Source organism: Microcoleus sp. Pol12B3, assembly GCF_036701355.1.
In the GTDB taxonomy this organism is placed as follows: Bacteria; Cyanobacteriota; Cyanobacteriia; order Cyanobacteriales; family Microcoleaceae; genus Microcoleus.
In genome coordinates this window covers 58,024-82,812 of record NZ_JAUBQS010000030.1, presented here as the reverse complement: position 1 = coordinate 82,812, position 24,789 = coordinate 58,024, and the positions used below count along the sequence as shown (strand labels likewise).

The 24,789-nt window shown below is 45.8% G+C and carries 20 protein-coding genes; 10 read left to right on the top strand and 10 right to left on the bottom strand.

Annotated features, from left to right (window positions below; all coding sequences use genetic code 11):
- Positions 1 to 226 precede the first annotated feature (226 nt).
- Positions 227 to 538, bottom strand: a complete 312-nt coding sequence (locus QUA53_RS16885) for a DNA methyltransferase (protein WP_333096081.1) — start codon at positions 536 to 538, stop codon at positions 227 to 229.
- 171 nt (positions 539 to 709) lie between these two features.
- On the opposite strand from QUA53_RS16885, the gene ribBA reads away from it, so the two are divergent.
- The 4 genes from ribBA (at position 710) to QUA53_RS16865 (ending at position 6,465) form a co-directional block, all read left to right on the top strand.
- Entirely contained in the window at positions 710 to 2,425 is a 1,716-nt protein-coding gene (gene ribBA, locus QUA53_RS16880) for a bifunctional 3,4-dihydroxy-2-butanone-4-phosphate synthase/GTP cyclohydrolase II (RefSeq protein WP_333096082.1), read from the top strand.
- Positions 2,426 to 2,689: 264 nt separating this feature from the next.
- Positions 2,690 to 3,145, top strand: coding sequence for an HAD domain-containing protein (locus QUA53_RS16875; RefSeq protein ID WP_333096083.1), 456 nt, complete (start codon positions 2,690 to 2,692; stop codon positions 3,143 to 3,145).
- Positions 3,146 to 3,193: 48 nt separating this feature from the next.
- Positions 3,194 to 4,633 carry a pentapeptide repeat-containing protein gene (locus QUA53_RS16870; protein ID WP_333096084.1) on the top strand — a complete coding sequence of 480 codons (1,440 nt, stop codon included), beginning with the start codon at positions 3,194 to 3,196 and terminating at the stop codon, positions 4,631 to 4,633.
- 98 nt (positions 4,634 to 4,731) lie between these two features.
- Entirely contained in the window at positions 4,732 to 6,465 is a 1,734-nt protein-coding gene (locus QUA53_RS16865) for an ATP-binding protein (RefSeq protein ID WP_333096085.1), read from the top strand.
- 76 nt (positions 6,466 to 6,541) lie between these two features.
- Here the strand turns inward: QUA53_RS16865 and QUA53_RS16860 are convergent, their stop codons facing one another.
- Together QUA53_RS16860 and QUA53_RS16855 are read right to left on the bottom strand one after the other, a co-directional pair.
- Positions 6,542 to 7,222, bottom strand: coding sequence for an OmpA family protein (locus QUA53_RS16860; RefSeq protein WP_333096086.1), 681 nt, complete (start codon positions 7,220 to 7,222; stop codon positions 6,542 to 6,544).
- Between the two features lie 6 nt (positions 7,223 to 7,228).
- Complete coding sequence (locus QUA53_RS16855; RefSeq protein ID WP_333096087.1) at positions 7,229 to 7,882, bottom strand: hypothetical protein; 654 nt, start codon at positions 7,880 to 7,882, stop codon at positions 7,229 to 7,231.
- A gap of 907 nt (positions 7,883 to 8,789) precedes the next feature.
- Between QUA53_RS16855 and QUA53_RS16850 the strand changes: the two genes are divergently transcribed.
- The 3 genes from QUA53_RS16850 to QUA53_RS16840 all read left to right on the top strand — a co-directional run bounded on the left by QUA53_RS16850 (position 8,790) and on the right by QUA53_RS16840 (position 13,487).
- Complete coding sequence (locus QUA53_RS16850) at positions 8,790 to 9,794, top strand: RNA polymerase sigma factor, RpoD/SigA family (RefSeq protein ID WP_333079500.1); 1,005 nt, start codon at positions 8,790 to 8,792, stop codon at positions 9,792 to 9,794.
- A 469-nt stretch (positions 9,795 to 10,263) separates the two neighbouring features.
- Positions 10,264 to 10,761 carry a hypothetical protein gene (locus QUA53_RS16845; RefSeq protein ID WP_333096088.1) on the top strand — a complete coding sequence of 166 codons (498 nt, stop codon included), beginning with the start codon at positions 10,264 to 10,266 and terminating at the stop codon, positions 10,759 to 10,761.
- 188 nt (positions 10,762 to 10,949) lie between these two features.
- Complete coding sequence (locus QUA53_RS16840; protein WP_333096089.1) at positions 10,950 to 13,487, top strand: CHASE4 domain-containing protein; 2,538 nt, start codon at positions 10,950 to 10,952, stop codon at positions 13,485 to 13,487.
- A 57-nt stretch (positions 13,488 to 13,544) separates the two neighbouring features.
- Here QUA53_RS16840 and cobO read toward each other — a convergent pair whose 3' ends face one another.
- The 3 genes from cobO to QUA53_RS16825 all read right to left on the bottom strand — a co-directional run bounded on the left by cobO (position 13,545) and on the right by QUA53_RS16825 (position 15,586).
- Entirely contained in the window at positions 13,545 to 14,168 is a 624-nt protein-coding gene (gene cobO / locus QUA53_RS16835; protein WP_333096090.1) for a cob(I)yrinic acid a,c-diamide adenosyltransferase, read from the bottom strand.
- A gap of 56 nt (positions 14,169 to 14,224) precedes the next feature.
- On the bottom strand, positions 14,225 to 14,803 hold the full coding sequence (locus QUA53_RS16830) for a Uma2 family endonuclease (RefSeq protein WP_333096091.1): 579 nt from the start codon (positions 14,801 to 14,803) through the stop codon (positions 14,225 to 14,227).
- Between the two features lie 171 nt (positions 14,804 to 14,974).
- On the bottom strand, positions 14,975 to 15,586 hold the full coding sequence (locus QUA53_RS16825) for a hypothetical protein (RefSeq protein ID WP_333096092.1): 612 nt from the start codon (positions 15,584 to 15,586) through the stop codon (positions 14,975 to 14,977).
- Between the two features lie 117 nt (positions 15,587 to 15,703).
- Here QUA53_RS16825 and QUA53_RS16820 point away from each other — a divergent pair, with 117 nt between their 5' ends.
- The 3 genes from QUA53_RS16820 to rimM all read left to right on the top strand — a co-directional run bounded on the left by QUA53_RS16820 (position 15,704) and on the right by rimM (position 18,609).
- Positions 15,704 to 16,978 carry a molybdopterin-binding protein gene (locus QUA53_RS16820; RefSeq protein WP_333096093.1) on the top strand — a complete coding sequence of 425 codons (1,275 nt, stop codon included), beginning with the start codon at positions 15,704 to 15,706 and terminating at the stop codon, positions 16,976 to 16,978.
- A 138-nt stretch (positions 16,979 to 17,116) separates the two neighbouring features.
- Complete coding sequence (locus tag QUA53_RS16815; protein WP_015179099.1) at positions 17,117 to 17,749, top strand: response regulator; 633 nt, start codon at positions 17,117 to 17,119, stop codon at positions 17,747 to 17,749.
- A 218-nt stretch (positions 17,750 to 17,967) separates the two neighbouring features.
- Positions 17,968 to 18,609: a ribosome maturation factor RimM gene (gene rimM, locus QUA53_RS16810; protein WP_333096094.1), complete on the top strand. Its 642-nt coding sequence runs from the start codon at positions 17,968 to 17,970 to the stop codon at positions 18,607 to 18,609.
- Between the two features lie 63 nt (positions 18,610 to 18,672).
- Here the strand turns inward: rimM and QUA53_RS16805 are convergent, their stop codons facing one another.
- The 4 genes from QUA53_RS16805 to QUA53_RS16790 all read right to left on the bottom strand — a co-directional run bounded on the left by QUA53_RS16805 (position 18,673) and on the right by QUA53_RS16790 (position 24,700).
- The gene (locus QUA53_RS16805; protein WP_333096095.1) at positions 18,673 to 19,143 is read right to left on the bottom strand and encodes a phosphate-starvation-inducible PsiE family protein; all 471 of its coding nucleotides are present in this window, start codon (positions 19,141 to 19,143) and stop codon (positions 18,673 to 18,675) included.
- A 357-nt stretch (positions 19,144 to 19,500) separates the two neighbouring features.
- Positions 19,501 to 19,812, bottom strand: a complete 312-nt coding sequence (locus QUA53_RS16800; protein WP_332948676.1) for an RNA recognition motif domain-containing protein — start codon at positions 19,810 to 19,812, stop codon at positions 19,501 to 19,503.
- Positions 19,813 to 20,448: 636 nt separating this feature from the next.
- The gene (locus QUA53_RS16795) at positions 20,449 to 22,632 is read right to left on the bottom strand and encodes a nitrate reductase (protein ID WP_333096096.1); all 2,184 of its coding nucleotides are present in this window, start codon (positions 22,630 to 22,632) and stop codon (positions 20,449 to 20,451) included.
- Positions 22,633 to 23,005: 373 nt separating this feature from the next.
- Entirely contained in the window at positions 23,006 to 24,700 is a 1,695-nt protein-coding gene (locus tag QUA53_RS16790) for a nitrate ABC transporter ATP-binding protein (protein WP_333096097.1), read from the bottom strand.
- Between the last annotated feature and the right edge of the window lie 89 nt (positions 24,701 to 24,789).

Genomic DNA, 24,789 nt, shown 5'->3' with positions numbered 1-24,789 from the left:
TCTATCCTTTCTCTTCGCTGTGCTTATCTCAATGGTCAACTTTCTACTTGATGTATCTGCAAAAGTGAGATGCACCCTCCAAATTAAATGTATACTTATTTTGATTTTTCACAGACCAGAGAAACTTTTCATTGCGGGGTGAAAAGAACTTGCTGTCGGCAACTCCCGCGCCGTAATTCCAGACAACTTCTTGAATCAGATAAAAAGGCACTTTGTCCCAAAGCAGTTAGGAAATTGGAATTGCTTTGGCCCGATCGCGAATTGACAAATAACCTAAATTCAGCCAAAACGCTCCTCGATCGAGGGTTACCCGGTAAACCTCCGCTATCCACAGCTCGCACCAGTTTAAATACTCATCTAACACCAAGGATTTTTCGTACTCTTTACCGATGTTATAAGGCGGGCTGGTAAGGGTTAAATCTACAAATTGATCGGGCAGCAGCTTCAATGCTTCCAAACAATCCATGTTATAAATTAAGCAATTAGGAGCTTGAAAGTACGGTTTACCTAAAATCTTCGCGATATCAGTCAAGCTCATGAAATATTGGGGAGATATTTTGTTGACAAAGTGTAAAATTTATAGTAAGTGAGTTTAAAAAAACTTGTCAAACTCATCTGGACTGGGGAATCGCCCTGTCGGAAACAAAAGGTTACAATCACAAATACATTCTATTTCCATAACATTACTGTTTATAGCTTGAAATTCTCTGTGCCAAATAACAACTCCTCAACTCAATCCTTTCAATTTGACTCAATTGACAGCGCCCTGGCAGACCTCAAAGCAGGTCGCCCCCTGGTAGTAGTCGATGACGAAAATCGCGAAAACGAAGGCGATGTGATTTGTGCTGCCCAATTCGCCACCCCCGACAACATCAATTTCATGGCCGTGAACGCGCGGGGCTTGATTTGTCTGGCATTGAGCGGCGAAAGGCTCGATCGCCTGGAACTGCCCCTCATGGTCAGCAAAAACACCGACAACAACCAAACTGCCTTCACCGTCAGCATCGATGCAGTCAACGGCGTCAGTACCGGCATCTCCGCCGAAGACAGAGCCCGCACCATCCAAGTAGCCATCCACCCGGACACCAAACCTCAAGACTTGCGCCGTCCCGGTCACATTTTCCCCCTGCGGGCGATCGACGGTGGCGTCCTCAAACGCGCCGGCCACACCGAAGCCTCGGTTGACCTCGCCAGACTCGCTGGCCTGTATCCCAGCGGCGTCATATGCGAAATTCAAAACCCCGACGGTTCGATGGCGAGGTTGCCCGAATTAATCGAGTACGCTAAACTCCACAACCTCAAAATAATCAGTATTGCCGACTTAATTAGCTACCGACTCAAGCACGATCGATTCGTCCGCCGCGAAACCGTCGCCAAATTGCCCACTCAATTTGGCGAGTTTATGATTTACGCCTACCGCGACACCCAAGACAATTCAGAACACGTTGCTATTGTCAAGGGCGACCCGGCAGAATTTAAAGATAAACCCGTGATGGTGCGGGTGCATTCCGAATGCCTGACTGGCGATGCTTTGGGTTCCTTGCGCTGCGACTGCCGGATGCAACTGCAAGCGGCACTGAAAATGATCGAAAATGTCGGTTCTGGCGTCATAGTTTACTTGCGCCAAGAAGGTCGGGGTATTGGATTGGTAAATAAACTAAAAGCTTACTCGCTGCAAGATTTGGGATTGGATACTGTAGAAGCCAACGAACGGTTGGGATTTCCCGCCGACTTGCGGAACTACGGCGTCGGAGCACAAATGCTCAACGATTTGGGAGTTAAAAAAATTCGGTTAATTACCAACAACCCGCGCAAAATTGCGGGTTTGAAAGGTTACGGGATTGAAGTAGCCGATCGCGTCCCCTTACTAATTGAAGCCACAGATTACAACTCGATCTATCTGGCAACAAAAGCCGAAAAACTCGGTCATATGCTACTGCAAACTTATTTAGTAACAGTGGCGATTCAGTGGAACGAAACGAAGGAAGAAGGTAGAAGCCAGAAAGCAGAAGGAAAAGAGGAAGATTCTGCCATTCAAAATCGGTACGAACACCTCGAAAAATTGCGACATTTGGCGGCTAACCAGCACTTGCTGCTGCAAGAAGAAGCGCGGCCGGTGGGAATAGCCCTTTTCGGAGAAGGCTCCCTCATCGTTCATCTAGGCTTCGATCAAGCCGGACTCGCAGCCCCCGACTGGTACAAAGATCCAAATCATCCTTACGTCAGGGCGATCGGCAAAATTCTGGGCGAAATCAGCACGGAGCCGAATTTGCAAACATTAGAATTCATGGTTTCCTCTGGTGGAGATCCGCTCAAAACCCTACAAGTCCAGCTCGATCGCGAGACATTCCTTTTGTCGGAATTAACCGGAATTTGCGATCGGCTCGAACCTCAAAAAATCTACAGTTTTGCTCCTCTTGCCTGAAGGCAGAAGGTAGAAGCCAACCCCCCTACCCCAGCAGGGGGGAAGGCAGAAGCCAAGAAAAAGTGTGAATTTCAGAACAATATTTGTTTATACCAGCATCTTCCTTTCGTCAGAAAGCACCTACAAATAAAAGCAGTGAATAACAATGTTGATTGCAGTCAAACAAGTCGATGTAGCGAACACTTGAGAGAGAATCGTCGCTGCACATTTATCTTATCAAAGAGTATTAATACTTATTAAAATATTCACTAGGACTTTTAGTTAATGTTAATTTTTTTAGACATTGATGGTGTACTTATTCCTGACAGAAGACATGAAACATCGAGTTTGCACACAGATATAATGAAATTTAATTCGGTTTGCCTTAATCACTTTGAAAACGTGCTTCGTTCCTATCCTAATGCGCGAATAGTAATTTCATCTTCCTGGCGTGAAATATTCCCCTTCGAGGTAATCCAGCCATTATTTTCACCAGATATCGCTATCCGTGTTATCGGATTCACCCCTTTTCTCAACCCCAAAAATATTCACCAACACAAATATTTACGACACCAGGAAGTTCTTGAGTATCTTCGACAAAATCAAGCAGAAAACTCACCTTGGGTAGCCATTGACGATATTCCAGAACACTATCCGCCAGATGCACCAGTTGTGGCTATTGATGATTACAATGGTTTTGACCAGAACTCAGCCAAGGTACTTTCAGAATATCTAACTTGATTTCAAAGGTTAGGAAAAAAGTATCGGAATAGAGAGGGTGAATTTGACATGCAAATGAACGTTGGTGACTTTCTGCACCGACTCGATCTCAGGGGACAAGCACTTAAAGGCACCAACCTTGGCGGTGCGGAACTCCGGGGAGCCAACCTCCGAGGCACGGATCTCCGAGAAACCAACCTCAGCGGCGCTATGCTCAGGTATGCAGACTTGATTGAAGCCGACCTCAGCGGTGCTAATCTCAGCGGGGCGGATTTAGCTGAATCATTTCTTAATTTAGCTAACCTTACTAGAGCTGATTTGACTGGTGCTGTCCTGCGAGAAGCTAATCTCGTAGGAGCCGAATTCACGGGCGCCAACCTCAAACAAGCAAGTTTGATCAAGGCTAATTTAGTTGGAGCCAATTTCCACGAAGCCAACTTAACCAGAGCCAACCTTAGCGGGGCAGATTTGCGCGGTTCTCAGTTGAGCGGGGCGATTTTAGACAAGGCGGTATACAACAACCGGACTATCTTTCCGGATGATATTGATCCGGGTGCACTGGGAGCATTTTTGCTAGCTCCCAATGCTTCGCTCCCTGGCTTAAATCTGGCTATGGTAGATTTGACCGAAGCCGATTTAAAAGGAGCCGATTTGCGGCGGACAAACTTATACAAAGCTATTTTATTTGGCGCAAAACTCGATCGGGCAAACTTAGCAGGAGCCAACCTCAGCGCAGCGGACTTGAGGGAAGCTAGTTTGAGCGGCACGATTTTGGAGAAAGCTGTTTACAGCAACAAAACATTGTTTTCAGAAGGCATTGACCCCGCTCTGGGCGGAGCTTATTTAATTGCTCCCAATGTATCGCTGCAAGGGGTAAACTTAACGGGAGCCGACTTAAACGGATCAGATTTAAGCGGAGCTAATTTGAGCGGTTCTAACTTAAGTTCGGTTAATCTCAAAAATGTAGACCTCAGCAGAGCTAGCTTAAAAAAAGCTTACCTCAAAGGTGCAAACTTAGAGCAAACAGATTTGAGAGGAGCCGATTTAAGTGGGGCAATTTTACACCAAGTAAACTTGAGTTCTGCTGACCTCCGGGGTGTAGACTTAACAAGGGCTGACCTCAGCGGCGCTAATTTAAGGGATGCCGATTTGAGGGAGACAGATTTCACGGGAGCTACTTTGCTGTTCGCTAACTTGAGCGGGGCCGACTTGAGAGGTGTAGACTTGACAAAAGCTGACCTCAGCGGCGCTAAGTTAACGGAAGCTGACCTCCGAAAAGCAGATTTGATGAGAGTAAATTTGGAGGGAGCAGATTTAACTGAGGCAGACTTGAGCGATGCTCATTTATTCCGAGTTAATCTCAGAGGTGCTAACCTGAAAGGTACTAACCTCAAAGGCGCAAGTTTAAAAGGGGTATTTTTGACCGACGCTTATTTGAGCGAAACGGATTTGACCGATATACATCTGAGTCCGAGTTATTTTGAATTGCCACTAGAATCGGAATGGTAATTAGTTGACTGTTAACAATCGAAAATCTAAAATCAAAACTCGCCCAGCGAAAATTGCTCGATTATTAACAATCTAAAATCTAAAATCTAAAATCTAAAATGGATCGACCGTTAGGCTCTGTTATTCAAGGTTCTCTGAGCAAGGGATTAGAAGTGCGACTGCACGCCGACGTTTCGGTGGAAGATATGAGGGTGGGGAAATTTCTAGTAGTGCGGGGGGTGCGATCGCACTTTTTCTGTATGCTCACCGACGTGTCTCTCGGAACTTCTAGCGCCCGCATTTTATCGAATCCTCCCAATCCCGACGACGATTTTCTGCTCGCAGTGCTAGCCGGTAGCAGCACCTACGGTACGATCGAACTGTCGCCGATGTTGATGTTGACTGCTGAACGAGAAAAACAGCAGGCAATTTTCGACCCGACGAAAAACGGCGGAGTTCGCGAGAATAAGCTGGCGTTAGGAAATTTGGCTTCTTTTGAGTCACAAACGGGCGCGGATATTGAGTTGCTGCCTGTCAAAACTATTCCCAGCCACTTTTCGCAGGTGTTTGATGCCAAAGAAACGGATTTTCGGGCAGTTTTTGGCTGGGAAGATGACCCGTACCGCCGCAATTTTGCGATCGGCAAACCGATTGACATGGATGTTGCTGTGTGCTTGGATTTAGACCGATTTGTGGAACGCAGCAACGGAGTTTTTGGCAAGTCGGGAACGGGAAAATCTTTTCTGACTCGCTTGCTATTGTCGGGAATTATTCGCAAGCAAGCTGCTGTCAATCTAATTTTTGATATGCACTCGGAGTACGGGTGGGAAGCAGTTTCGGAAGGGAAACAGTTCAGCACTGTTAAAGGTTTGCGGCAGTTGTTTCCCGATAAAATGCAGATTTATACCCTCGATCCAGAATCGACAAAACGCCGGGGAGTCCGCGATGCTCAAGAGTTGTTTTTGAGTTTCGATCAAATTGAGGTGGAAGACATCGCGCTGGTGCAGCGCGAGTTAAATTTGTCGGAAGCTAGTATCGAAAATGCGATTATTTTGCGAAATGAGTTGGGAAGCGGTTGGATCAACAAGTTGCTGGAAATGAGCAATGAAGATATTTCAATGTTTTGCGAAGAAAAGCGGGGAAATAAGTCTTCGATTATGGCTTTGCAGCGCAAATTAGAGCGACTGAATGATTTGAAGTATATTCGCACACGCTGCCCTAAAAATTATGTAACTGAAGTTTTGCAGTGTTTGGATGGCGGGAAGAATGTAGTAATTGAGTTTGGTTCCCACTCGGATTTGCTGTCGTATATGTTGGCGGCAAACGTGATTACTCGCCGCATTCACCAAGCTTACGTGCGGAAAGCGGAGAAGTTTTTGCAGAGCAAAAATCCGTGCGATCGCCCGCAGCCGTTGGTGATTACCATAGAGGAAGCTCACCGCTTTCTCGATCCGGCGATCGTGCGATCGACTATTTTCGGTACGATCGCGCGAGAAATGCGAAAATACTTTGTCACCCTGCTAATTGTAGACCAGCGTCCCTCCGGCATCGATGCCGAAGTCATGTCGCAAGTCGGAACGCGGATCACAGCTTTGCTAAACGATGATAAAGACATCGACGCTATTTTTACTGGCGTTTCGGGAGGGCAGAGTTTGCGATCGGTTTTGGCAAAACTCGACTCCAAACAGCAAGCATTAGTTTTGGGGCACGCCGTACCGATGCCCGTCGTCGTGCAAACTCGTCCTTACGACGAGCAATTCTACAGGGAAATCGGGGATATTGACTGGCAAGAAATGCCCGATGAACAAGTATTTGCCGAGGCAGAATCTGCCAAAATGGATTTAGGATTTTAACAACAGATTAAACCCTTATAAAATCCCTTTTTATCAGCGTTGATCTGCGTGCATCTGCCGTAAAATAATCTACTTCCTATGTTTTAATAATTAATTCAACGCGGCGGTTTTTCTCTCTCCCCACCGGGTTGTCTGAGCCGTCTAAATTATTATTAGGAGAAATCGGTTTAGTTTTGCCGTACCCTTTGGTTTGCATTCGGGTATTCTGAACCTTGAAAACGTTGATAAAATAATATTTTACCGCTGCGGCTCGCTTCTGGGAAAGTTCGAGATTATAGGAATCTTCCCCGTGGTTGTCGGTGTGTCCGTTGATGAATATTTGGGCGTTTTTGTAATGTCTCAGCAGCAGATTGATCTTGGTGAGAGTGGGTTTAGCTTGGGCGCGGACGTTATATTTGTCAAAATCAAATAAAATAGTTTCTGGCACATTAATTCTGATGCCTTCAGGTACTTTTTCGGCGTTCAACTCTGTTTCAATGTTTTTGACAGTCTCGGTTGTTATTTGTGTTGGTAGCTGCTCCTCTGTCGCAGTTTGATTAGCGGTGATATTCTCAATATTTACTGTAGTCTGAGCAATAATTTCAACTTTTACTGTAGTAGGAGTAATTGGTATTACTTCTAAGGTTGTAACTGCTGTTGATTCTGATTCAACAGTATCGACTTTAGCGGATTTACTAGCAGCCAACTGAGAGGATGAGGTCGCGAAAAGTAATGATGAGATTATCGTAGTATTAATCAGTCTAATTAGCTTTTTCATTTTCAATCACCTGTCAATTGGAATCTTGTCGAATAGGGTAATAAAACTCCTCGAATCATTGATAGTCGAATATATCCGCAAATTATTTGCTTTCGGTTGTAACCAACCTACGAATACAAACTGCCCTTTGAGCGTAGTGCCTGGTTTAATCATAATTTGGGTATTATTGGAGGGAGGTAATAAATTATATCGTTGCCCATCGTTGTCGTAGAGATACATACTATTTTCAGCATTAAGTATTACAACTTCCTTGCTACCATTGGTAATCACCATAGTCACTATAATGCTATCTTCACCAAAGGTAATTTTTGTCAGCCGTCTCCATAGTTGGTTATCGATAACGCGCAGGTCGTAAGTTTGTGCAGGTGGCAGAGAGTTTGTAGGTTTTTGGGCAACATCTAAACTCGTTTGAGTCGGACTTGGTTTTGGAGATTGAGTCTGAATTGGCGTAGGAGTTGGATTATTGGGTGCGGGGGATGCGGCGGGTTCTTGTGCTATTGGTGTTTGAACGGGAGGTGAAATTGATGGAGTTTGAATTGGCGTAGGAGTTGGGATATTGGGTGCGGACGGCGCGGCGGGTGCTTGTGCCAATGGGTTTTGCACACAGGCGACACACACCAGCGATAGTAATGCTAATTGTGGGAAATTTTTAGCTTTCATTGCAGCACCCGATCGAGCTTTTGTGCTAATTTTAATAGAGAGTGGTAGCTTTTGTTGCGGGTTTAATCTAGCCTGGAGAATTATACGAGCTACAAAGTACGCGCGTGCGTAGCTATACCGTAGGGAATCGCCCTTAAAATCTCTTTAACTAGAAAGTGCGATCGAACGTCGAAAAACTTAGACCCCAGCTTTGAGTTAGAAGCTTTTCCCCTTTCACCCCCTCACCCCTCATCCCTAACTGCCCAAAATTTGCATAAGCTTAAAGATGATGGAGATGATGGAGCCTAGGGGCACAATGAAAGTCAAACAGGGCAACAGCCAGCCTTTATACACCTTGTCGTTACTCGTAGCAGAATTGAATTAGCATATTTAAATAAAAATGTCAATAAATATTTTAAACAGTTACTGGCATCTAATACGGCGATCGAGTTCGGTTATCTCGCATCCCACCATCTAGGCAGCGAGAAAATTTCAAGCGATGATGGAACAGAGAGCAAAACAAAGCCCTCGAATTGCATGAGTCTGTTTGCATGAGTATTGTGAAGTTGAGTGGCAGTTAAAACTAACAGGGAATTCAAAACCTTAAGGAAAAATGTAGAATCTTGACCTTAAGACAGAGGTTTTTACCCTTTACGATCCTCAAAATTGGGAATAATATTGAGAAAACTAAACTCTTGCTTCACTTCGCCTGGAACTAGCCGTTAAAGCTAGCGAGCTACCGAAAATCGACGGCGATTACTGGAAAATCCAGCACAAAAGTAATCCCAAACAAAAAGCTTCTACCGATCGTCACCGATAAACAGGAGGGGAAACATCCCCTTTGTCGCAGTCTTTATCCCACTTGCAAAAGTGGGACAGGGTATCACCAACTTTTTATCTGTTGTTACAAGGAGTGCAATACTCACCCATGTCCACCACAACCCCCAAAAACAAAACAGTGAAAGCCGATCGCATGGGCAGCCGGCCATACTCCTCAACGGATACGGTTCGTACCTATCTGCACGAGATCGGTCGCGTACCCCTGCTAACCCGAGAAGAAGAAATTGTTTTCGGGAAGCAGGTGCAGCAAATGATGAAATTAATCGAAGCAAAACAAGCACTTGCTAAAGAATGGCAGCGGGATCTGACGAATCAAGAGTGGGCTGCCGAAATGGAGTTGACCGAACCTGAACTTAGCCGCATCTTACACATAGGGCGGCGGGCCAAGCAAAAGATGATTGAAGCGAATTTGCGGCTAGTAGTGGCGATCGCCAAAAAATACCAGAAACGCAATATGGAATTCTTGGATCTAATTCAAGAAGGCACCCTTGGTTTAGAACGAGGAGTTGAAAAATTTGACCCGATGCGGGGATACAAATTTTCTACCTATGCCTACTGGTGGATTCGCCAAGCAATTACCCGCGCGATCGCCCAACACGCCCGCACAATTCGATTGCCAATTCACATCACCGAAAAACTCAACAAAATCAAAAAAGTGCAGCGGGAACTTACCCAACAGTTGGGCCGGTCTCCCTCTCCTGCCGAAATTGCTGCAGCTTTGGAACTGCACCCTTCCCAAATTCGGGAATACCTGCTGATGGCAAGACATCCAGTTTCTTTGGACTTGCGGGTAGGAGACAACCAAGATACCGAACTGCAAGAACTCTTAGAAGACGAAACTGCATCTCCAGACAACTACATTACCTCGGAGTTGCTGCGGCAAGACCTCGATACTTTGATATCAGAACTGACCCCCCAGCAGCGAGATGTGATAATTCTGCGCTTCGGTTTGGAGGACGGCACAGAAATGTCTCTGGCGAAAGTCGGAGAACGGTTAAATCTCAGTCGGGAACGGGTGCGGCAGCTAGAACATCAAGCCCTTGCCCACCTGCGGCGACGCCAATCTCAAGTTCGAGAATACTTGGCTAGTTAGTCACTAATAAAAAAGTTGAGATTTACCAAAATCTCAACTTTTTTTTATGTCTATACCAGTTTAAAAAAAAGAATGTTAATGTAGGCCAGCAATTCAAACCATTAGGCAATAGGGCATTCCCAATTACTGCATTCTTTAATCTCAAACAGGACTGACGCACTATCGAAGTTAAATCAAGGGTTTGAGATTGGTTCACTACGTTGTCTTCGGACAGAAAATCGTAGTATATGCGTCCAAGACTATAAAACTTAAAATCTAAAATGGTATTATTGGACGGGTGGATTTCCCAATCAGGGTGGACGCAAAATTTATCACAGCTAAGCTTAGATTTAAGTTCAGGCATCGGGCGGGCGATCGTTCCTTCAAGTTAATAGCCAACATTAAGCAAAATACCCGGTTTCTCTACAATCTTTGTGAAACTGGTACAAGAGGCGTTTGGAACCAGCTATTTTAAATTTTGGGGTCGGGAGTGGTTTTGACTTATTTGATATTGACACGAAGTTTAGAAGCGATCGCGATCGTGCTTGCTCTCTGGCCCGGTAACTTGAGCATCGCATTCCCCGCACGCCGGGCACACGACTCGGACATCAAATCCGGCGTTTTAAGCTCGCAATCTCCGCCAAATCCTGAGCCAGATACAGCTAGCACAGGTTTAGCAGATGGCATTTACCTCTACGGCCAGTCGAGCAAGCCAGAGGAAATTAAACAAGAATATTTTGTATTTGAAATGCGGCAGAGTAAGGTAGTCGGCGCTTTTTACCTGCCTCGGTCTGCTTTTTACTGTTTTTACGGCACAAGCGATCGAACTCAGTTAAATTTAATAGTAGTGGACAGTTACGACGGCAGTCGCTCTCCCTACTCCGTAAACCTGCAACAATATTACCCAATTTCCACCATCAGCGACAACGATCGGCGCATCTTGGGTATTTGCAAAGAATCTCACAAACAGCAGGTGTGGGAAAAGTAGGAAACACGCGCTGCGCCACCAGTCAATCAATTTTAGATTTTAGATTTTAGATTTTAGATTTGAAGAAAGCAACCCCACTGATATATCGGGAGCCCCCGGACCAAATTGCTTTCGGTCAGGGTTCAGGAAACAGTAGTAAAATTGCTCCTGAGTTGAGAATTTCGGACGGACACCACACACATGGCAAGATGAAACTGCGTCGGAAAACACTATCGATCATTGGCATTACCATCGCTGGATTGACTGGCATTCTGTATGTCGCCTCCTCAAGCATCCTCTTGGGCAGCATGATCAAAGCAGAGGAACAAGAAGCCACACAGGTTGTCAAGGGAGTGCTCAATGTGTTCGGGCAAACCGCAGATGACTTTAACTCGCGCTTTGCCGACTGGTCGTCCTGGGACGACACCTACACTTTCATCCAAAACCGCAACTCAAAATTCATTGCCTCCAATTTAATTCCAGAAGGGCTGGCTAATATAAGAGTTAATATAGCCATATTTGTCAATACTTCTGGCAAAATAGTTTACAGTACGGGTTTAGACAGCCAAAAGCTGAAACTAACGCCTGTTCCAGAAGCATTAAAACGGCGCATTTCTCTCAGCGACCCGCTGTTGCAGCACCCCAACGCCAAAAGCAGCCTCGCTGGTATCCTGCTGCTACCGTCAGGGCCAATACTGATTACTTCCCGGCCTATTCTCACGACTAAAAGCACCGGCCCGATCCGAGGTACGCTGATATTCGGGCGCAATTTGGATGCTGCTGGTATTGCGAAAGTTTCTAAAATTACTCGCTTGCCGCTAATCGTACACAGCGTGCAGGAGGCTCGGTTGCCTGCAGACTTTCAGAATGCGCGAGAGAAACTGTCGGAAAAAAAACCGATTTTGGTGCGTCCTTTAAGCGAAGAGTCGATCGCGGGTTACGCTTTGATCAGGGATATTTACAACCAACCTGCGCTGCTATTGCGGGTGGATATCCCCAGAGAAATATATCGGCAAGGTCAGATTAGTTTGCTGTACCTGCTGGGGTCTGTAGCGTTAGTGGGAGTTGGGTTGGTCGGCTGCACTCTGCTACTGCTAGAGCGTCTTGTACTGTCTCGGTTGAGCGGTTTGGCGAAAGCAGTGAAGCGCGTCAGTAGCAGCCAAGACCTCTCAGTGCGACTACCGGTGACGGGCGAAGACGAGTTGTCCGACCTTGCCCATACTATCAACGGAATGTTGAGTGCGATCGCCCAAGCCGAAAGTGAACAACTTGAGGAAAAAGCCCGATACCGAGCCGTAGTCGAGCAAGCTACAGATTGTATATTCCTGTGGGACGCTCAAACCAAACGCCTTTTGGAAGCCAATACAGCGTTTAGAGACTTGCTCGATTACAGTCCTGATGCCATTTCGCAACTAACTATTTACGATATCATCGCTTACTCTAAAGACCTAATTGACAACAATATCGAGTTGCTGCTGACGGACAAACAATTCAGAATTGGCGAAGTTCTCTACCGCCGCCGAGACGGTTCCTGCGTGGATGTGGAAGTGAGCGGGAGCGTGATTTCCTACGGCGGCCGCGAGATTATTTGCACCGTTGTCCGCGACATTACCGAGCGCAAACAAGCCGAAGCAGAACTGCGAGCCTCGGAAGAACGCTACAGACTTTTGTTTAAAAATAACCCCCATCCGATGTGGGTTTACGATTTAGAAACTCTGGAATTTATAGCTGTCAATCAGGCTGCTGTCCAACACTACGGCTACACTCGCGACGAATTTCTCAACATGACCGTTGCGGACATTCGCCCCCCCCAAGAGCTACCGAGATTGCTAGAAAATTCCTCCCAAGTAGAGGCCGGTATTGAGTTTGCAGGCGTGTGGCAGCACCAGAAAAAAGACGGAACAATTATTGATGTTGAAATTACTTCTTATGCCATGCTATTTGATAGCAGAAATGCTGAATTAGTGCTGGCTCACGACGTGACCAACCGCTTGCAAGCCGAGGCAGAACTATACAAGGCAAAGGAAGCGGCAGAAGCAGCTAATTTGGCTAAAAGTCAGTTTTTGGCTAACATGAGCCACGAACTGCGAACTCCTCTGAATGCGATTATTGGTTACAGTGAGATTCTGCAAGAAGAGGCTGTAGATTTGGGAGAAGAAAATTTTGTGTCGGATTTGGAGAGAATTCACAATTCAGGTCAGCTTTTACTTTCCTTAATTAATGATATTCTAGACTTGTCGAAGATTGAAGCCGGTCACGCGGAACTTGAATTAGAAACTTTTGACGTGTCGGAGGCAGTTCAAGATGTAGCGAGAACTGTTGAACCGCTATTTTTGCGAAACACTAATCGCCTGAATGTTGAGTGTCCTAATAATATTGGCGAATTGTATTCCGATCAAATTAAGTTTACTCAAATTTTATTTAATTTACTCAGCAATGCAGCTAAGTTTACTCATAAAGGGACAATTACACTCAGCGTTGAAAAATTTAAAAATGACGAGAATAGTTGGGATTCAGAACAGTTAATTATTAAGTGTACGGATACGGGAATTGGGATTACTCCTGAACAGCTACAAAAGTTATTTCAACCTTTTACGCAAGCTGATGCTTCGACTACCCGCAAGTACGGAGGTACGGGTTTGGGTTTGGCAATAGCGCAGAAATACTCTCAGATGCTGGGGGGAGAAATTACTGTGAGTAGCGAGTTTGGCAAGGGGTCAACTTTTACTTTAACGTTGCCAGCGTAGGATATATTTAAGATTTTAGATGTGAGATTGGTGAAAAAGTCCTAACTGCAAAAAACATTAATACTCAATACCTGGTTGAGCTTTAATACCTTGTTCTCGGAATGGATGCTTAACTAATGTCATTTCTGTCACCAAATCGGCTCGTTCAATTAGTGCATCTGGCGCGCCTCTGCCTGTTAAAATAATGTGGGTTTGTTCAGGTTTTTTTTCTAACCCGGAGATTACTTGATCTACGCGCAAATAACCTAGTTTTAATGCTATATTAACTTCATCTAGAAGAACTAATTTAAATTCGGGATTGCAGATAAAAGTTAGGGATTTTTCCCAGGCTTTTTGAGCTATTTCGATATCTCTATCGCGGTCTTGCGTGTCCCAGGTAAAGCCTTCCCCCATGGCGTGGAATTCTAACTGTTTTTCCCAGAGTTGAAAAACGGCTTTTTCTGCGGGTTCCCAAGCTCCCTTGATAAATTGTACTATGGCGACGCGGTATCCGTGACCGAGCGATCGCACAACCATTCCCAAAGCGGCTGTGGTTTTGCCTTTACCGTTACCCGTATTGACTATAATTAAACCTTTTTCTTTTGAGGAGTTAGCGATTCGCTGCGCCTGTACTTCTTGGCGGCGCTGCATTTTCTGTTTGTGTTGTTCGGCTGTTAAGCCAGTGGTTTCTTTAGTTTCCATTAGATTTTTAACCGCAAATGAACGCCAATAGACGCTGATGGATGCAGACTTGTTAGTTATTGCCAGACTAGCTGCAAGTTTAGCACGAAACCCGGTAAAACATCTTCTCCTGAAAGTTCTGCAGGAGATTCCAGTATTTCGACTTCTTGTCCTTGGCGATATATTTCAACTCGGCGGGTTTTGCGGTGGATTAACCAGCCTAGCTTTACTTGGTTATTCATGTATTCTTGCATTTTGTCTTGGGTATCTTTTAAACTATCGGTGGGCGACATTAATTCCAAGACAAAATCTGGGGCGATGGGAGGGAATTTTTGTTTTTGTTCGGCAGTAAGTGCGTCCCATCTTTCCTTTTTTATCCAAGAGACATCGGGAGAACGATTTGCACCGCTGGGCAGTTTGAAGCAAGTTGAAGAATCGAAACAAATTCCCAGTTTGGTTTGTCGGTTCCAAATTCCCAAATCAGTAGCTATTTCAAAGTTGTAATTTCCTGTTTCTCCTCCGGTAGGTGGCATGATGATTATTTCTCCTTTGGCGTTGCGTTCAAATTTGACATCTGGGTTTTCGCGACACAGTTGATAAAATTGGTCGTCGGTTAGTTTAACTATGGAGTTGAAGTTGATGGTAACTGATATCATGGTATTTTATCAGGATGCGTTGGGATTTTTCTGCCACATAATGTATGTGCAGGCGGATAAATGCCGAGCGATGCAGATGCTGTAAATATTATTGATGTGGGAAAGAGGATTTGAGTAGTAGTTTTTGGGAGGCACTTGTGATATCATTATATCACCTACTTACAACTAGATTTACCTAGTTTTATAAAAAGCTTTTTGGAGAAAAGACTTACAGACATACCAATAATAAAATGCAATGTTGATTTCACTAAACAATTTAGGTACTCCCTCTAGTAAACTGGAGACTATCTTGTTTTTTAAATGCAGGGAATCCACGCCGATCGCAAAAAACAACAAGCCCAAACCAGCTAACAGTATTTGGTAGGGAGTAAACTGTAGTTCTCGCCGAAAAAACCATCCGTAGGATGACAAAACAACGGCGTACAAAAGACTTACTCCTAGCTTGGGAATTCCCAGTGCTACCATATATATATGAATTCTGTAAATTTCATTTAGTAAAAATCCACCTGTTAACAAAGCCGAAAATAGAATAAATCGATTTTCTGAAGTGCGCGGTTGAATACTTTGAGCTAATTTATAGGTAAAAGTACAAACAATGACTGGTACAGAACATAAAATCTGGAAAGTCCGAGTTAACAAGGCGACATTGGGATTGGGGGAAAAATAAGGGTGAAAGAATAAATCGCTGACTTTTAAACCGGAAAGTTGAGTAAAAATTATCAGCAGCGCCACTAGGAAGAAGGATAAACAATTTAGTCGGACAACCAAGCGAGAAATAGTCATCAGCAATTAATACCAAAAATTAGGTTTACTGCCAAAATACAAAAAAATTATATCACCAATATCTCTGGAGATTTTGCTAAACTTAATCATGAGTGTTATCAAAATAAGGAGACAGTCATGCTGTCAGTGAAAGAAGCAGAATCGATCGTTCTAAATTTGGCGCAACCCCTCGACAGTCAGCGGGATGTAGAAACTGTAGACTTGCTGGCAGCATCGGGGCGCATTTTGGCGGCACCCGTCACTGGTTCCCTGGATTTTCCTTATTGGGACAATTCGGCAATGGATGGGTACGCGGTACGCTTTGCTGATGTAGAAAACTGTAGCGCCGAAAAACCAGTGGTACTCGAAGTAGTTGAAGAGATTCCAGCGGGATATCTGCCTAAAAGTACGGTGCAATCGGGGCAAGCTGCGCGAATTTTTACGGGTGCTATGATGCCAGCGGGTGCTGATACGGTGGTAATGCAGGAAGAAACGAGGCGAGAGGGCGATCGCATTTTTATCTTAGTTTCTCCTGAAAAACCGCAAGCATTTGTCAGGCCGGGAGGCGCTTTTTATCAAGCAGGAACAACTTTGCTAACTCCCGGTACAGTTATCAATGCCCCAGAAATGGCGGTGTTAGCAACTGCCCAGTGCATTCAAGTTCCAGTTTATCGGCGGCTGCGGGTGGCAATTTTTTCTACTGGTGACGAATTGGTATCGCCTGACGAACCTTTGGCACCGGGGAAACTGGTAGACTCGAATCAGTATGCTTTGACAGTTTTGTTGGCGCAGATGGGATTTGAACCGATTCGATTGGGCATTGTTCGTGATAATGAAGATGCCTTAAACAAGGCGATATCCCGGGCTGTTGCGACGGCGGATGTGGTGCTTTCTACGGGGGGCGTCTCGGTAGGAGACTACGATTATGTCGAGAAAATTTTGGCGGATTTGGGAGGAAAAGTTCACATTAGTTCTGTGGCGATTAAGCCGGGGAAACCTTTAACGGTTGCTGAGTTTAAACGAGGTGAAAAAAATGATGATTCTCCGAGTTTTAGTTCGGATTGTCTCTATTTTGGTTTGCCGGGAAATCCGGTTTCGGCTTTAGTCTGCTGTTGGCGGTTTGTTGTGCCTGCTTTGAGAAAAATTTCTGGGCTTGCCGCGGATGCTTGGGGGCCGGAGTTTGTCAAAGCGAGGTGTAATGCTGAATTGCGATCGCCTGGTCGGCGCGAAACTTATGTTTGGGGTAAACTACATTTAGTTGCCGGAGTCTGGGAATTTGAACCTGCTAGCGGCAGCCAAAATTCAGCGAATTTAATTAACCTCGCCTATACAAGTGGTTTAGCAGTTTTGCCACCAACGGATACCTGGATTGTACCGGGCGAATTCGTGGAGGTTTTAAAAGTTAGTCATTAGTTAGTTGTTATTTGTTATTTGTTATTGGTTCGGTATAAGTTCAGGTAAAATATTAACAACTAAGTAATCTTCCTTCTTCCTTCTTCCTGGCATCTGTTACATCCGTTACACAATCCGTTGCCGAACTTCCTTCGTATTATGAAAATTTTAATTGTTGAAGATGACCCGATGATGCAACTGGGATTAGAGCAAGTTTTAGCCGATTCCCCAGAAATAGAAATAGTAGGACAAGCAGAAGACGGCTATTTAGGCGTAGCAGCCGCACTGAAACTAAAACCTGATATTATTGTAATGGATATCGGTTTGCCGCGGCTGGACGGCATAGCAGCGACGCAGCAAATTAAAGCACAACTGCCAGAAGTTAGAGTAGTAATGTTAACTTCTCACACGGCAGAAACTGAAATTATTGCTGCCCTTTCTAGTGGTGCTGATGCTTATTGTATTAAAGGTGCTTCCGTAGACAGGCTGTTAGCAGCGATTGCAGCCGCAGCAGAGGGAGCTACATATCTTGACCCTCAAATTGCCCGGACGGTCATCGAACACCTCAAACCCCCGATACCTGCCTCTACAACTACTTTTGGTCAGTTGTCACAGCGGGAATTGGAGGTCTTAAAATTAATGGTGGAAGGTAACAGCAATCCGGAGATAGCAGCGGCGCTTTACTTGAGTCCAAATACTATTAAAACTCATGTTCGCGGTATTATGAATAAGTTGGCAGTGGATGACCGCGTGCAAGCAGCCGTTGTAGCGCTGAGAACTGGATTGGTGTAAAGAAGGAAGTTCGGCAACGGATTTAACGGATTTAACGGATGGATGTTGATGGAAGAGGGTAGTTCGGAAACGAATTGTTTGACGGACTTAACGGGGATCGGGAAGAGCTTCGAGGGCAGAATTCTTAGTGGCAAATTGCTAATTACCACTTACTAATCAGCAATTTCCAATTTCCAATTTCCAATTATCAATTACTAGCAATTTGAGTGATATAATGTATGTCTGAGTGGATAGAAATCGGTAAAATTGTAGCAGCTCAAGGCTTGGACGGGGAAGTGCGAGTCTATCCGGATTCGGATTTCCCGGAAAGATTTCTCGAACCGGGGAAGCGGTGGATTTTGCACCCTAACAAAAGTGAACCGGAGCCGATCGAGTTTTTGGGCGGTCGTTACATTCCGGGTAAAGGGCTGTATGCCGTAGAGGTAGAGGGTGTCGAGGACCGCGATGGTGCTGAGGCGCTGCGGGGCTGTAAGTTGTTTGTTGAAAAGACCGATCGACCTTACCTCGAACCTGATGAGTTTTACGTCCAAGATTTGATCGGTATGGAAGTTGTGAACCAGTTAACCGGAGAAATCCTAGGCAAGGTAAGTGATATTATTCCCGCAGGTAACGACCTTTTAGAAGTAGAAACGAATCTAACGCCGCCGGAAACTGCCGTCGCAGAATTAGAAAAGCCAAAACAGCCGGAAACTCCCAAAGCCAACGCTGACCCCAGAAATACCCGCAAACCACGGAAAATTCGCGTTAAAGAGCCTAAATCCACAAAAATATTGATTCCTTTTGTGGAAGAGATTGTGCCAATTGTGGACTTAGAACAAGGCAGAATTGAAATTGTGCCTCCTCCTGGTTTGTTGGAATAATATCATGTCCGGTCGCTCGACCGGACATGATATTAGTTATTAACAATTCCCAATCCCCAATTCCTAATGTCCACTATTATCTTTTCCTCTATTTGTAGACCGCACTATCAAGTAACTGATGGAAAGCGCGAAAATTGCAATCGCCAAACCAATCAAGTCGGCTGCGGTTTTCTTTTCCAGGTCAAGAATGATGATTTTTCGAGATACTGCTATCAAGGAAGTTACAATAACTAGCTCTACTTGAATTACGTGCTTTTTCAGATAAGCTGTAATATTTTCCAATATTTCTAAAGCAATTAAAACATTTAAAAATAACCCAAATATGACAAACAACGTGTCTTTTAACAAATCATCACTGTGGTTTACCCATTCTTTTCCTAAAAAAATCAGCAAATCGCAAACGCTGAGGAGAATTACCCAAATCATCGCGAGTGATAAAATTTTCGATATTATTACTTCTACACTTTCTGTAAAATGCAGAAATTGTTCCTCATTTCCTAACTTAGAAATTTGCCTAAATATTTTTTTCAGCATACCAGTGATTTAATCATCATTCTTGATGATTTTGTCATTGTTCGGTACACTTTGCAAGCGCCAAACTCTGCGAGTGCGTAGTTGCACGGCGGGAACCGGGCACTGGGGAAGGAGGCTCTCTCTGCCTGTTATATTTTATAGTTCGGGTCAGCTAGGAATCGATCGCACGCCCTCGAACTCCTAATTAATAATTTTTGCCATAAAAAAGCCTCAAACTATTGTCTAGCAATAGTTTGAGGATTTTAAGGCGCGGTACGACCACTGAACTAACTATCTATTCTCCACAGAGAATGATTGTTTACTCTCAGCTTGCTCCGACGCAATATACAATATAGCTAAAAATTTAGCTCGGGTGGTTTAGTAGCGACGAGAATTGCCACCGCGATCGTTGTTACCCCAGTTACCGCTGTTAGAAGAACCACGTTCTTCGCGGGGTTTTGCCTTATTGACCTTGAGGTCGCGACCCATCCACTCAGCACCGTCAAGAGCCTCAATGGCTGCGGCTTCTTCGGCTTCAGTAGACATTTCTACAAAAGCGAAGCCCCGCATCCGACCTGTTTCCCGGTCAGCAGGCAACTGAACGCGCTTTACTGTACCGTACTCTCCAAAAGTTTGGTTGAGGTGCTCCTGCGTTACTTCGTAGGATAAATTGCCGACATAGATTGACATTGAACATTCTCCAGAATCAGAGTGTGTAGAGATTTAAATCCGGAGGAACGCCGATCGAACGAACTGTACTGCCGAAAATAAAGCCTTGTAAAACCATTATAGCACCTTGAGGTGCAAACGGCAATTGTCTGACTCGATTAATTAAAAAGAAAGCAGAAGCTATTCGCCAGAAGGCATTCTGCGGAAGCAAAAACCCCCAATCAAAGAAGGAAAAACTCACAATACATAAATTTACATAAATTTAATTTTCCTTATTCCCTGGCTCTGCCGGGGAAACGCAGTTTTTAGGCTGCGTAATGGCCTAACGATTTTAGGTTTTAGATCTGGGATGTGAGATTTAAGATTTATGTATAGGGTATGTCCGGATTCAAAATTGCTTGATCGAGAGAGGTTGTTACCCCAAAAAACGGATACAAGCCCGGGACTCCTGTCGGGAAGAGTGCAAAATTTTAGACTCTTGTTCAAGAACCCAGATTCATGTGTGGAGTAAATCTCCAATAGTTCGACTGAGCGCGATTGACTGAGCGCTCCCCAAACGTATCGCCGAACGTCCACCACGTTCCTCCCGATGTCTAAAGCCTGGGGCTTCCGGCTCGTTCTTCGGTGATTTGTAACATCCCGTAGTTGGACGGCAGCTCAAGAAGTGACGGCAAGGGTGGATTTTGCCCAATTAAATTCCCCAACTTCTGCGACAACTTCCGCAGCAGTGTCTGCCCCAACCAGGACCAACTGTACCGCACAAGCTTTTAACTCAGGCTGTTTGGAATCTGGACAGCTTGCAGCATGAGTCATAGCATTGGCTTCAGCACCTTCAGCCCAGAGAGAACCCCAGTGCATCGGTACAAATAGCGTACCTGGGGCGATCGCCTTTGTGACTTTTGCTGGAAACTGCGCCTTACCGCGGCGCGATCGAACTTCCAGCAAATCTCCCTCCTTAATCTGCAATTTGGCAGCATCGCGGGGGTGAATTTCCAAAAACGGATCGGGGTGCAATTGATTAATTTTCTCTGTTCTACCCGTCCGCGTCATCGTGTGCCAGTGTCCGTAAACTCTCCCTGTCGTCAACACAAACGGATAATTCGGATCGGGAGGTTCTGACAGTCCCCGGGAGTGATATGCCGAAAATCTCGCCCGCGCGTCAGGAGTGTGAAAACGCCTGTCAGTATACAGCCGTTTCGCTTCGTTCGCTGGATGCACACCCTCGTTTTCCCGGCAAGGCCACTGCTGGGGGCCTTGTTGGCGGATGTATTCGTGGCTCAGACCGGTCATGTCGCAAGGCTGGCCGCGCGTCAACTGGGCGTACTCTGTAAAAACCTCCGCACTGTTCTCGAAAGCAAAGTGTTCGGCAAAACCCAACCGCCGTCCCACCTCGGCGAAAATCCTCCAGTCGTCGCGGGCTTCCCCGGAGGGAGTGTCGAAACCGGGACAAAGCGTCACCCGGCGTTCGGAATTCGTCATTACTCCGGTTTTTTCGCTCCACTGCGTTGCCGGCAGCAGGATATGAGCGTAGGCCGAGGTTTCAGTGGGATAGTAAGCTTCTTGATAAATAGTAAAGGGCGATCGCAGCAAAGCGGCTTTAGTGCGTTCCAAATCCGGCATACTCACCACCGGATTGGTAGCTGCAATCCACAGCAACTCGACTTCGCCAGTTTCCAAACCGGTAATCATCTCCCAAGCTGTGCGGCCCGGATTCGGGGAAATGCTTCCCGGTGCGATTCCCCAAAACTCCTCGACTTGGGTTCTGTGTTCGGCATTTTTCACAAATCGGTAGCCTGGGAGCAAGTGAGACAGTCCTCCGGCTTCCCGCCCTCCCATCGCGTTTGGCTGGCCGGTGAGGGAAAACGGGCCGCATCCCGGTTTGCCGATTTGACCGGTCATCAAGTGCAAATTAATCAGCGATCGCACCTTTGCCGTGCCTTCCGACGACTGATTCATCCCCATCGACCACAGCGACAAAACCCGCTGCGACTGTTCCCAGTAGTTGGCCGCCGTTTCTAACTCGCCCACAGTAATGCCGCAGCGCGAGGCTACAAACTCCGGCGTGTAGCTGCTAATAACCTCAGCAAAAGCTGAAAAATTCGCCGTGCATTCTTGAATAAATTCAGCATCTATTGCTTGCCTGCCTAACAGCAAATATGCAATTCCGTTAAGCAAATCTATATCCGTACCTGGTTTAATTGCTAAGTGCAAATCCGCCGCTTCTGCAGTCGGAGTCCGCCTTGGATCTACCACAATCATTTTGACATGGGGATGCTTTTTGTGGTATTTTGCTAATCGATTGAATACGATCGGATGACATTCCGCTGTATTGCTGCCGATAATAAAAGCGCAATCTGTTAATTCTAAATCGTCGTAACAGCAAGGCGGCCCGTCCGAGCCAAAGCTTTGAACGTATCCAGAGACTGCTGAAGACATACACAAGCGAGAATTAGCATCAAAATTATTAGTCCCCAGACAACCTTTCATTAGTTTCTGGGCAATATAATAATCTTCTGTTGCGAATTGACCCGAACCGTAAACGCACAAAGCATCGGGGCCGCTGGTGCTGCGAATTGTTTGGATGCGGTTAACAATTGCATTGAGAGCTTCGTCCCAGCTAGCGCGGCGGAAGGGTTGGTCGAGACTATCTCGCATCATCGGATACATTAGCCGATCGCTCCGAATCGACTCTGCTACGGTTGCTCCCTTAATACAAACCATGCCCTGGCTCGATGGGTGACTGCGATCGCCCCGGACTTTCCAACTTTGTTTTTTGTCGGCTACAACTTCTAGACCGCAACCTACACCGCAGTAAGGGCAAAGAGTTTTTATAGTTTCCATCTGGTGATTTTAGATGCTAATTTTTGAAAGCTAATGGGTAATTCGTAATTTGTCATTATAGTCGGAACTGAGGGCTCCTGCAAATAACGTGTCAATCATTACTAAATTTCCGCATATATGCTTCCTAGAAACGGACAATACCCTGAGTTAAAATTACCCGCTTTCTTAAGAAAAATCGCGCTCGCTCTCGCTTGCATTCAGCTTTTTGCTGCTACTAAATCTTCCTCTAGTTGATAAAAGTTTAACCTAACTCTTATCACCCCCAGAATGGGGGCTAGGAGGAATTATTGCCTAATTCACACAGCGCCCAGGTACTACTTTTGACCTAGTTGTTGATAGTAATGTGAGATTGAGTGCGGGAGTATTAGGTCGGCTATTTCTCTGATTTAACTTCAAATACGCCACCGTTGGTGGGGCTAAAAGTTACTTGGAAGTCAGCAGTTTTTTCAGCGCCTGCTGTGGCGCCGGCAGGAGTTTGCAAAACAGGCAGAGGAGTTTCTTTGACGAAATCTTTAGCTGCTTTATTTGTGGGATCGAACTGTAGGATATCGCCGTTTTGTTTTACTTTGACCCGATAAGTCAAGCTTTCAGTAAATGTCGGAGTTGTTCTCCAGGTTTGGTCGATTTGTGCATACAATTGCTTTCCGATCGCATCAAGTTCGGCTGGGTCAGAAATCTCTGATGTGGCACTGGTTGCTGCATTGGGCGCGGCGGCGGTGTTAGTGGCAGCAGCGATGGCTGCAGGGCTGGCATTCGGTGCAGGACTTGCAGCAGCGATGGCTGCAGAGCTGGCATTCGGTGCAGGACTTGCAGCAGCGATGGCTGCAGGACTTGCAGCAGCGATGGCTGCAGGGCTAGCAGTCGGTGCGATCGAACTTGCTGCGATTTGCGGGCTGGTGGGTGAACTCACAACCGCCGCAGTCGCCGCCGGAGGTGCAGTTTCTTCTAGTTTCGCTTGCTTTAGCTGGCTGGAAACAACAGACATATTGACGGCAGCTAAAGTAACCATTGCTACGAACCACGAGGCTGCCAGGATGCCGCGTTTGATCGGCGAAGCTTCTGGGGCTTCGGCAGCGTGAGACACAAAAGGTGCTGTTGCGATCGGCTTGTTAGCAGTCTCCGCAAGCGCAGGCTTTTTGCTAGCAGGTAATGGCATCGGTAGCGCGACGGCTTCTGTCTCCGAGTCCGTTGCTTCACCTTCTTCGTGGTGGGCGTAGCGAGAAAACAGGAACTCCAAAGCAAAGTTACGCAGTTCGTAGTATTTCGGGTCTTCCATAATCCGCGCCCGGTTGCGGGGACGGCTGAACGGAACGTGCATATCTTCGCCGATGGAAGCTGCTGGCCCGTTGGTCATCATCACGATGCGATCGGCCAAAAACAAAGCCTCATCAATATCGTGAGTAATCATAATGACGGTAATTTTTTCCTTCCGCCAAATTTTCAGCAATTCTTCCTGCAACTCTTCTCTGGTAATCGGGTCTAGAGCTCCGAAAGGTTCGTCCAAAATCAACAGTTTGGGACGAGTTGCCAGAGCTCTGGCGATCGCCACCCGCTGTTTCATCCCCCCGGACAATTGGCCCGGTCTTTTGTTACAAGCTTCGGTCAGCCCGACTAATTCCAAGTGTTCCTTGACGATCGTATTGTGTTCGTCTGTGGACTTTTCCGGGTAAACATTTTCAACGCCGAGGTGAATGTTTTCCGTAGCAGTCAGCCATGGTAGCAGCGAGTAGTTTTGAAACACCACCATGCGATCGGGGCCTGGTTCAGTAATCTGCGAACCTTCCAGGGCTACTTCTCCGTTTGTCGGCCCGTTAAATCCCGCAATCATATTCAGCAAAGTTGATTTGCCGCAGCCAGAGTGACCGATCAAACAAATAAATTCGCCTTCATTAATAGTCAGGTTTACACCGTCGAGAACGACGTAAGGGCCTTTAGGAGTTTCGTAGACTTTCGATACGTCTTTAATAGTAAGAAAGCCTTGCTTGGGCGTTTGAAGTGTGGTTGTTTGGGGGGTTTTGAGAGTTTGCATATTTTCAGGAGGGGGATTTTGGGTTGGGGAATTAGACATGACAACTTTCGATTGAGAATTTGAAATTAGGGAGTTAGGAAGCGGAAAATGTGGAGTCTTGTTTCCTAATTTCTTGCTCCTCATTCCCT

Excerpts from the sequence above, each read along its gene's own strand:
- QUA53_RS16830 (WP_333096091.1), bottom strand. The coding sequence starts at position 14,803 with ATGATATCAGTTACCATCAACTTCAACTCCATAGTTAAACTAACCGAC.
- QUA53_RS16875 (WP_333096083.1), top strand. The coding sequence starts at position 2,690 with ATGTTAATTTTTTTAGACATTGATGGTGTACTTATTCCTGACAGAAGA.
- QUA53_RS16860 (WP_333096086.1), bottom strand. The coding sequence starts at position 7,222 with ATGAAAAAGCTAATTAGACTGATTAATACTACGATAATCTCATCATTA.
- QUA53_RS16885 (WP_333096081.1), bottom strand. The coding sequence starts at position 538 with ATGAGCTTGACTGATATCGCGAAGATTTTAGGTAAACCGTACTTTCAA.
- QUA53_RS16805 (WP_333096095.1), bottom strand. The coding sequence starts at position 19,143 with ATGCTGAAAAAAATATTTAGGCAAATTTCTAAGTTAGGAAATGAGGAA.
- QUA53_RS16855 (WP_333096087.1), bottom strand. The coding sequence starts at position 7,882 with ATGAAAGCTAAAAATTTCCCACAATTAGCATTACTATCGCTGGTGTGT.
- QUA53_RS16790 (WP_333096097.1), bottom strand. The coding sequence starts at position 24,700 with ATGTCTAATTCCCCAACCCAAAATCCCCCTCCTGAAAATATGCAAACT.
- QUA53_RS16840 (WP_333096089.1), top strand. The coding sequence starts at position 10,950 with ATGAAACTGCGTCGGAAAACACTATCGATCATTGGCATTACCATCGCT.
- cobO (WP_333096090.1), bottom strand. The coding sequence starts at position 14,168 with ATGGAAACTAAAGAAACCACTGGCTTAACAGCCGAACAACACAAACAG.
- QUA53_RS16800 (WP_332948676.1), bottom strand. The coding sequence starts at position 19,812 with ATGTCAATCTATGTCGGCAATTTATCCTACGAAGTAACGCAGGAGCAC.
- QUA53_RS16820 (WP_333096093.1), top strand. The coding sequence starts at position 15,704 with ATGCTGTCAGTGAAAGAAGCAGAATCGATCGTTCTAAATTTGGCGCAA.
- QUA53_RS16825 (WP_333096092.1), bottom strand. The coding sequence starts at position 15,586 with ATGACTATTTCTCGCTTGGTTGTCCGACTAAATTGTTTATCCTTCTTC.
- QUA53_RS16850 (WP_333079500.1), top strand. The coding sequence starts at position 8,790 with ATGTCCACCACAACCCCCAAAAACAAAACAGTGAAAGCCGATCGCATG.
- QUA53_RS16815 (WP_015179099.1), top strand. The coding sequence starts at position 17,117 with ATGAAAATTTTAATTGTTGAAGATGACCCGATGATGCAACTGGGATTA.
- QUA53_RS16870 (WP_333096084.1), top strand. The coding sequence starts at position 3,194 with ATGCAAATGAACGTTGGTGACTTTCTGCACCGACTCGATCTCAGGGGA.
- QUA53_RS16795 (WP_333096096.1), bottom strand. The coding sequence starts at position 22,632 with ATGGAAACTATAAAAACTCTTTGCCCTTACTGCGGTGTAGGTTGCGGT.
- QUA53_RS16865 (WP_333096085.1), top strand. The coding sequence starts at position 4,732 with ATGGATCGACCGTTAGGCTCTGTTATTCAAGGTTCTCTGAGCAAGGGA.
- rimM (WP_333096094.1), top strand. The coding sequence starts at position 17,968 with ATGTCTGAGTGGATAGAAATCGGTAAAATTGTAGCAGCTCAAGGCTTG.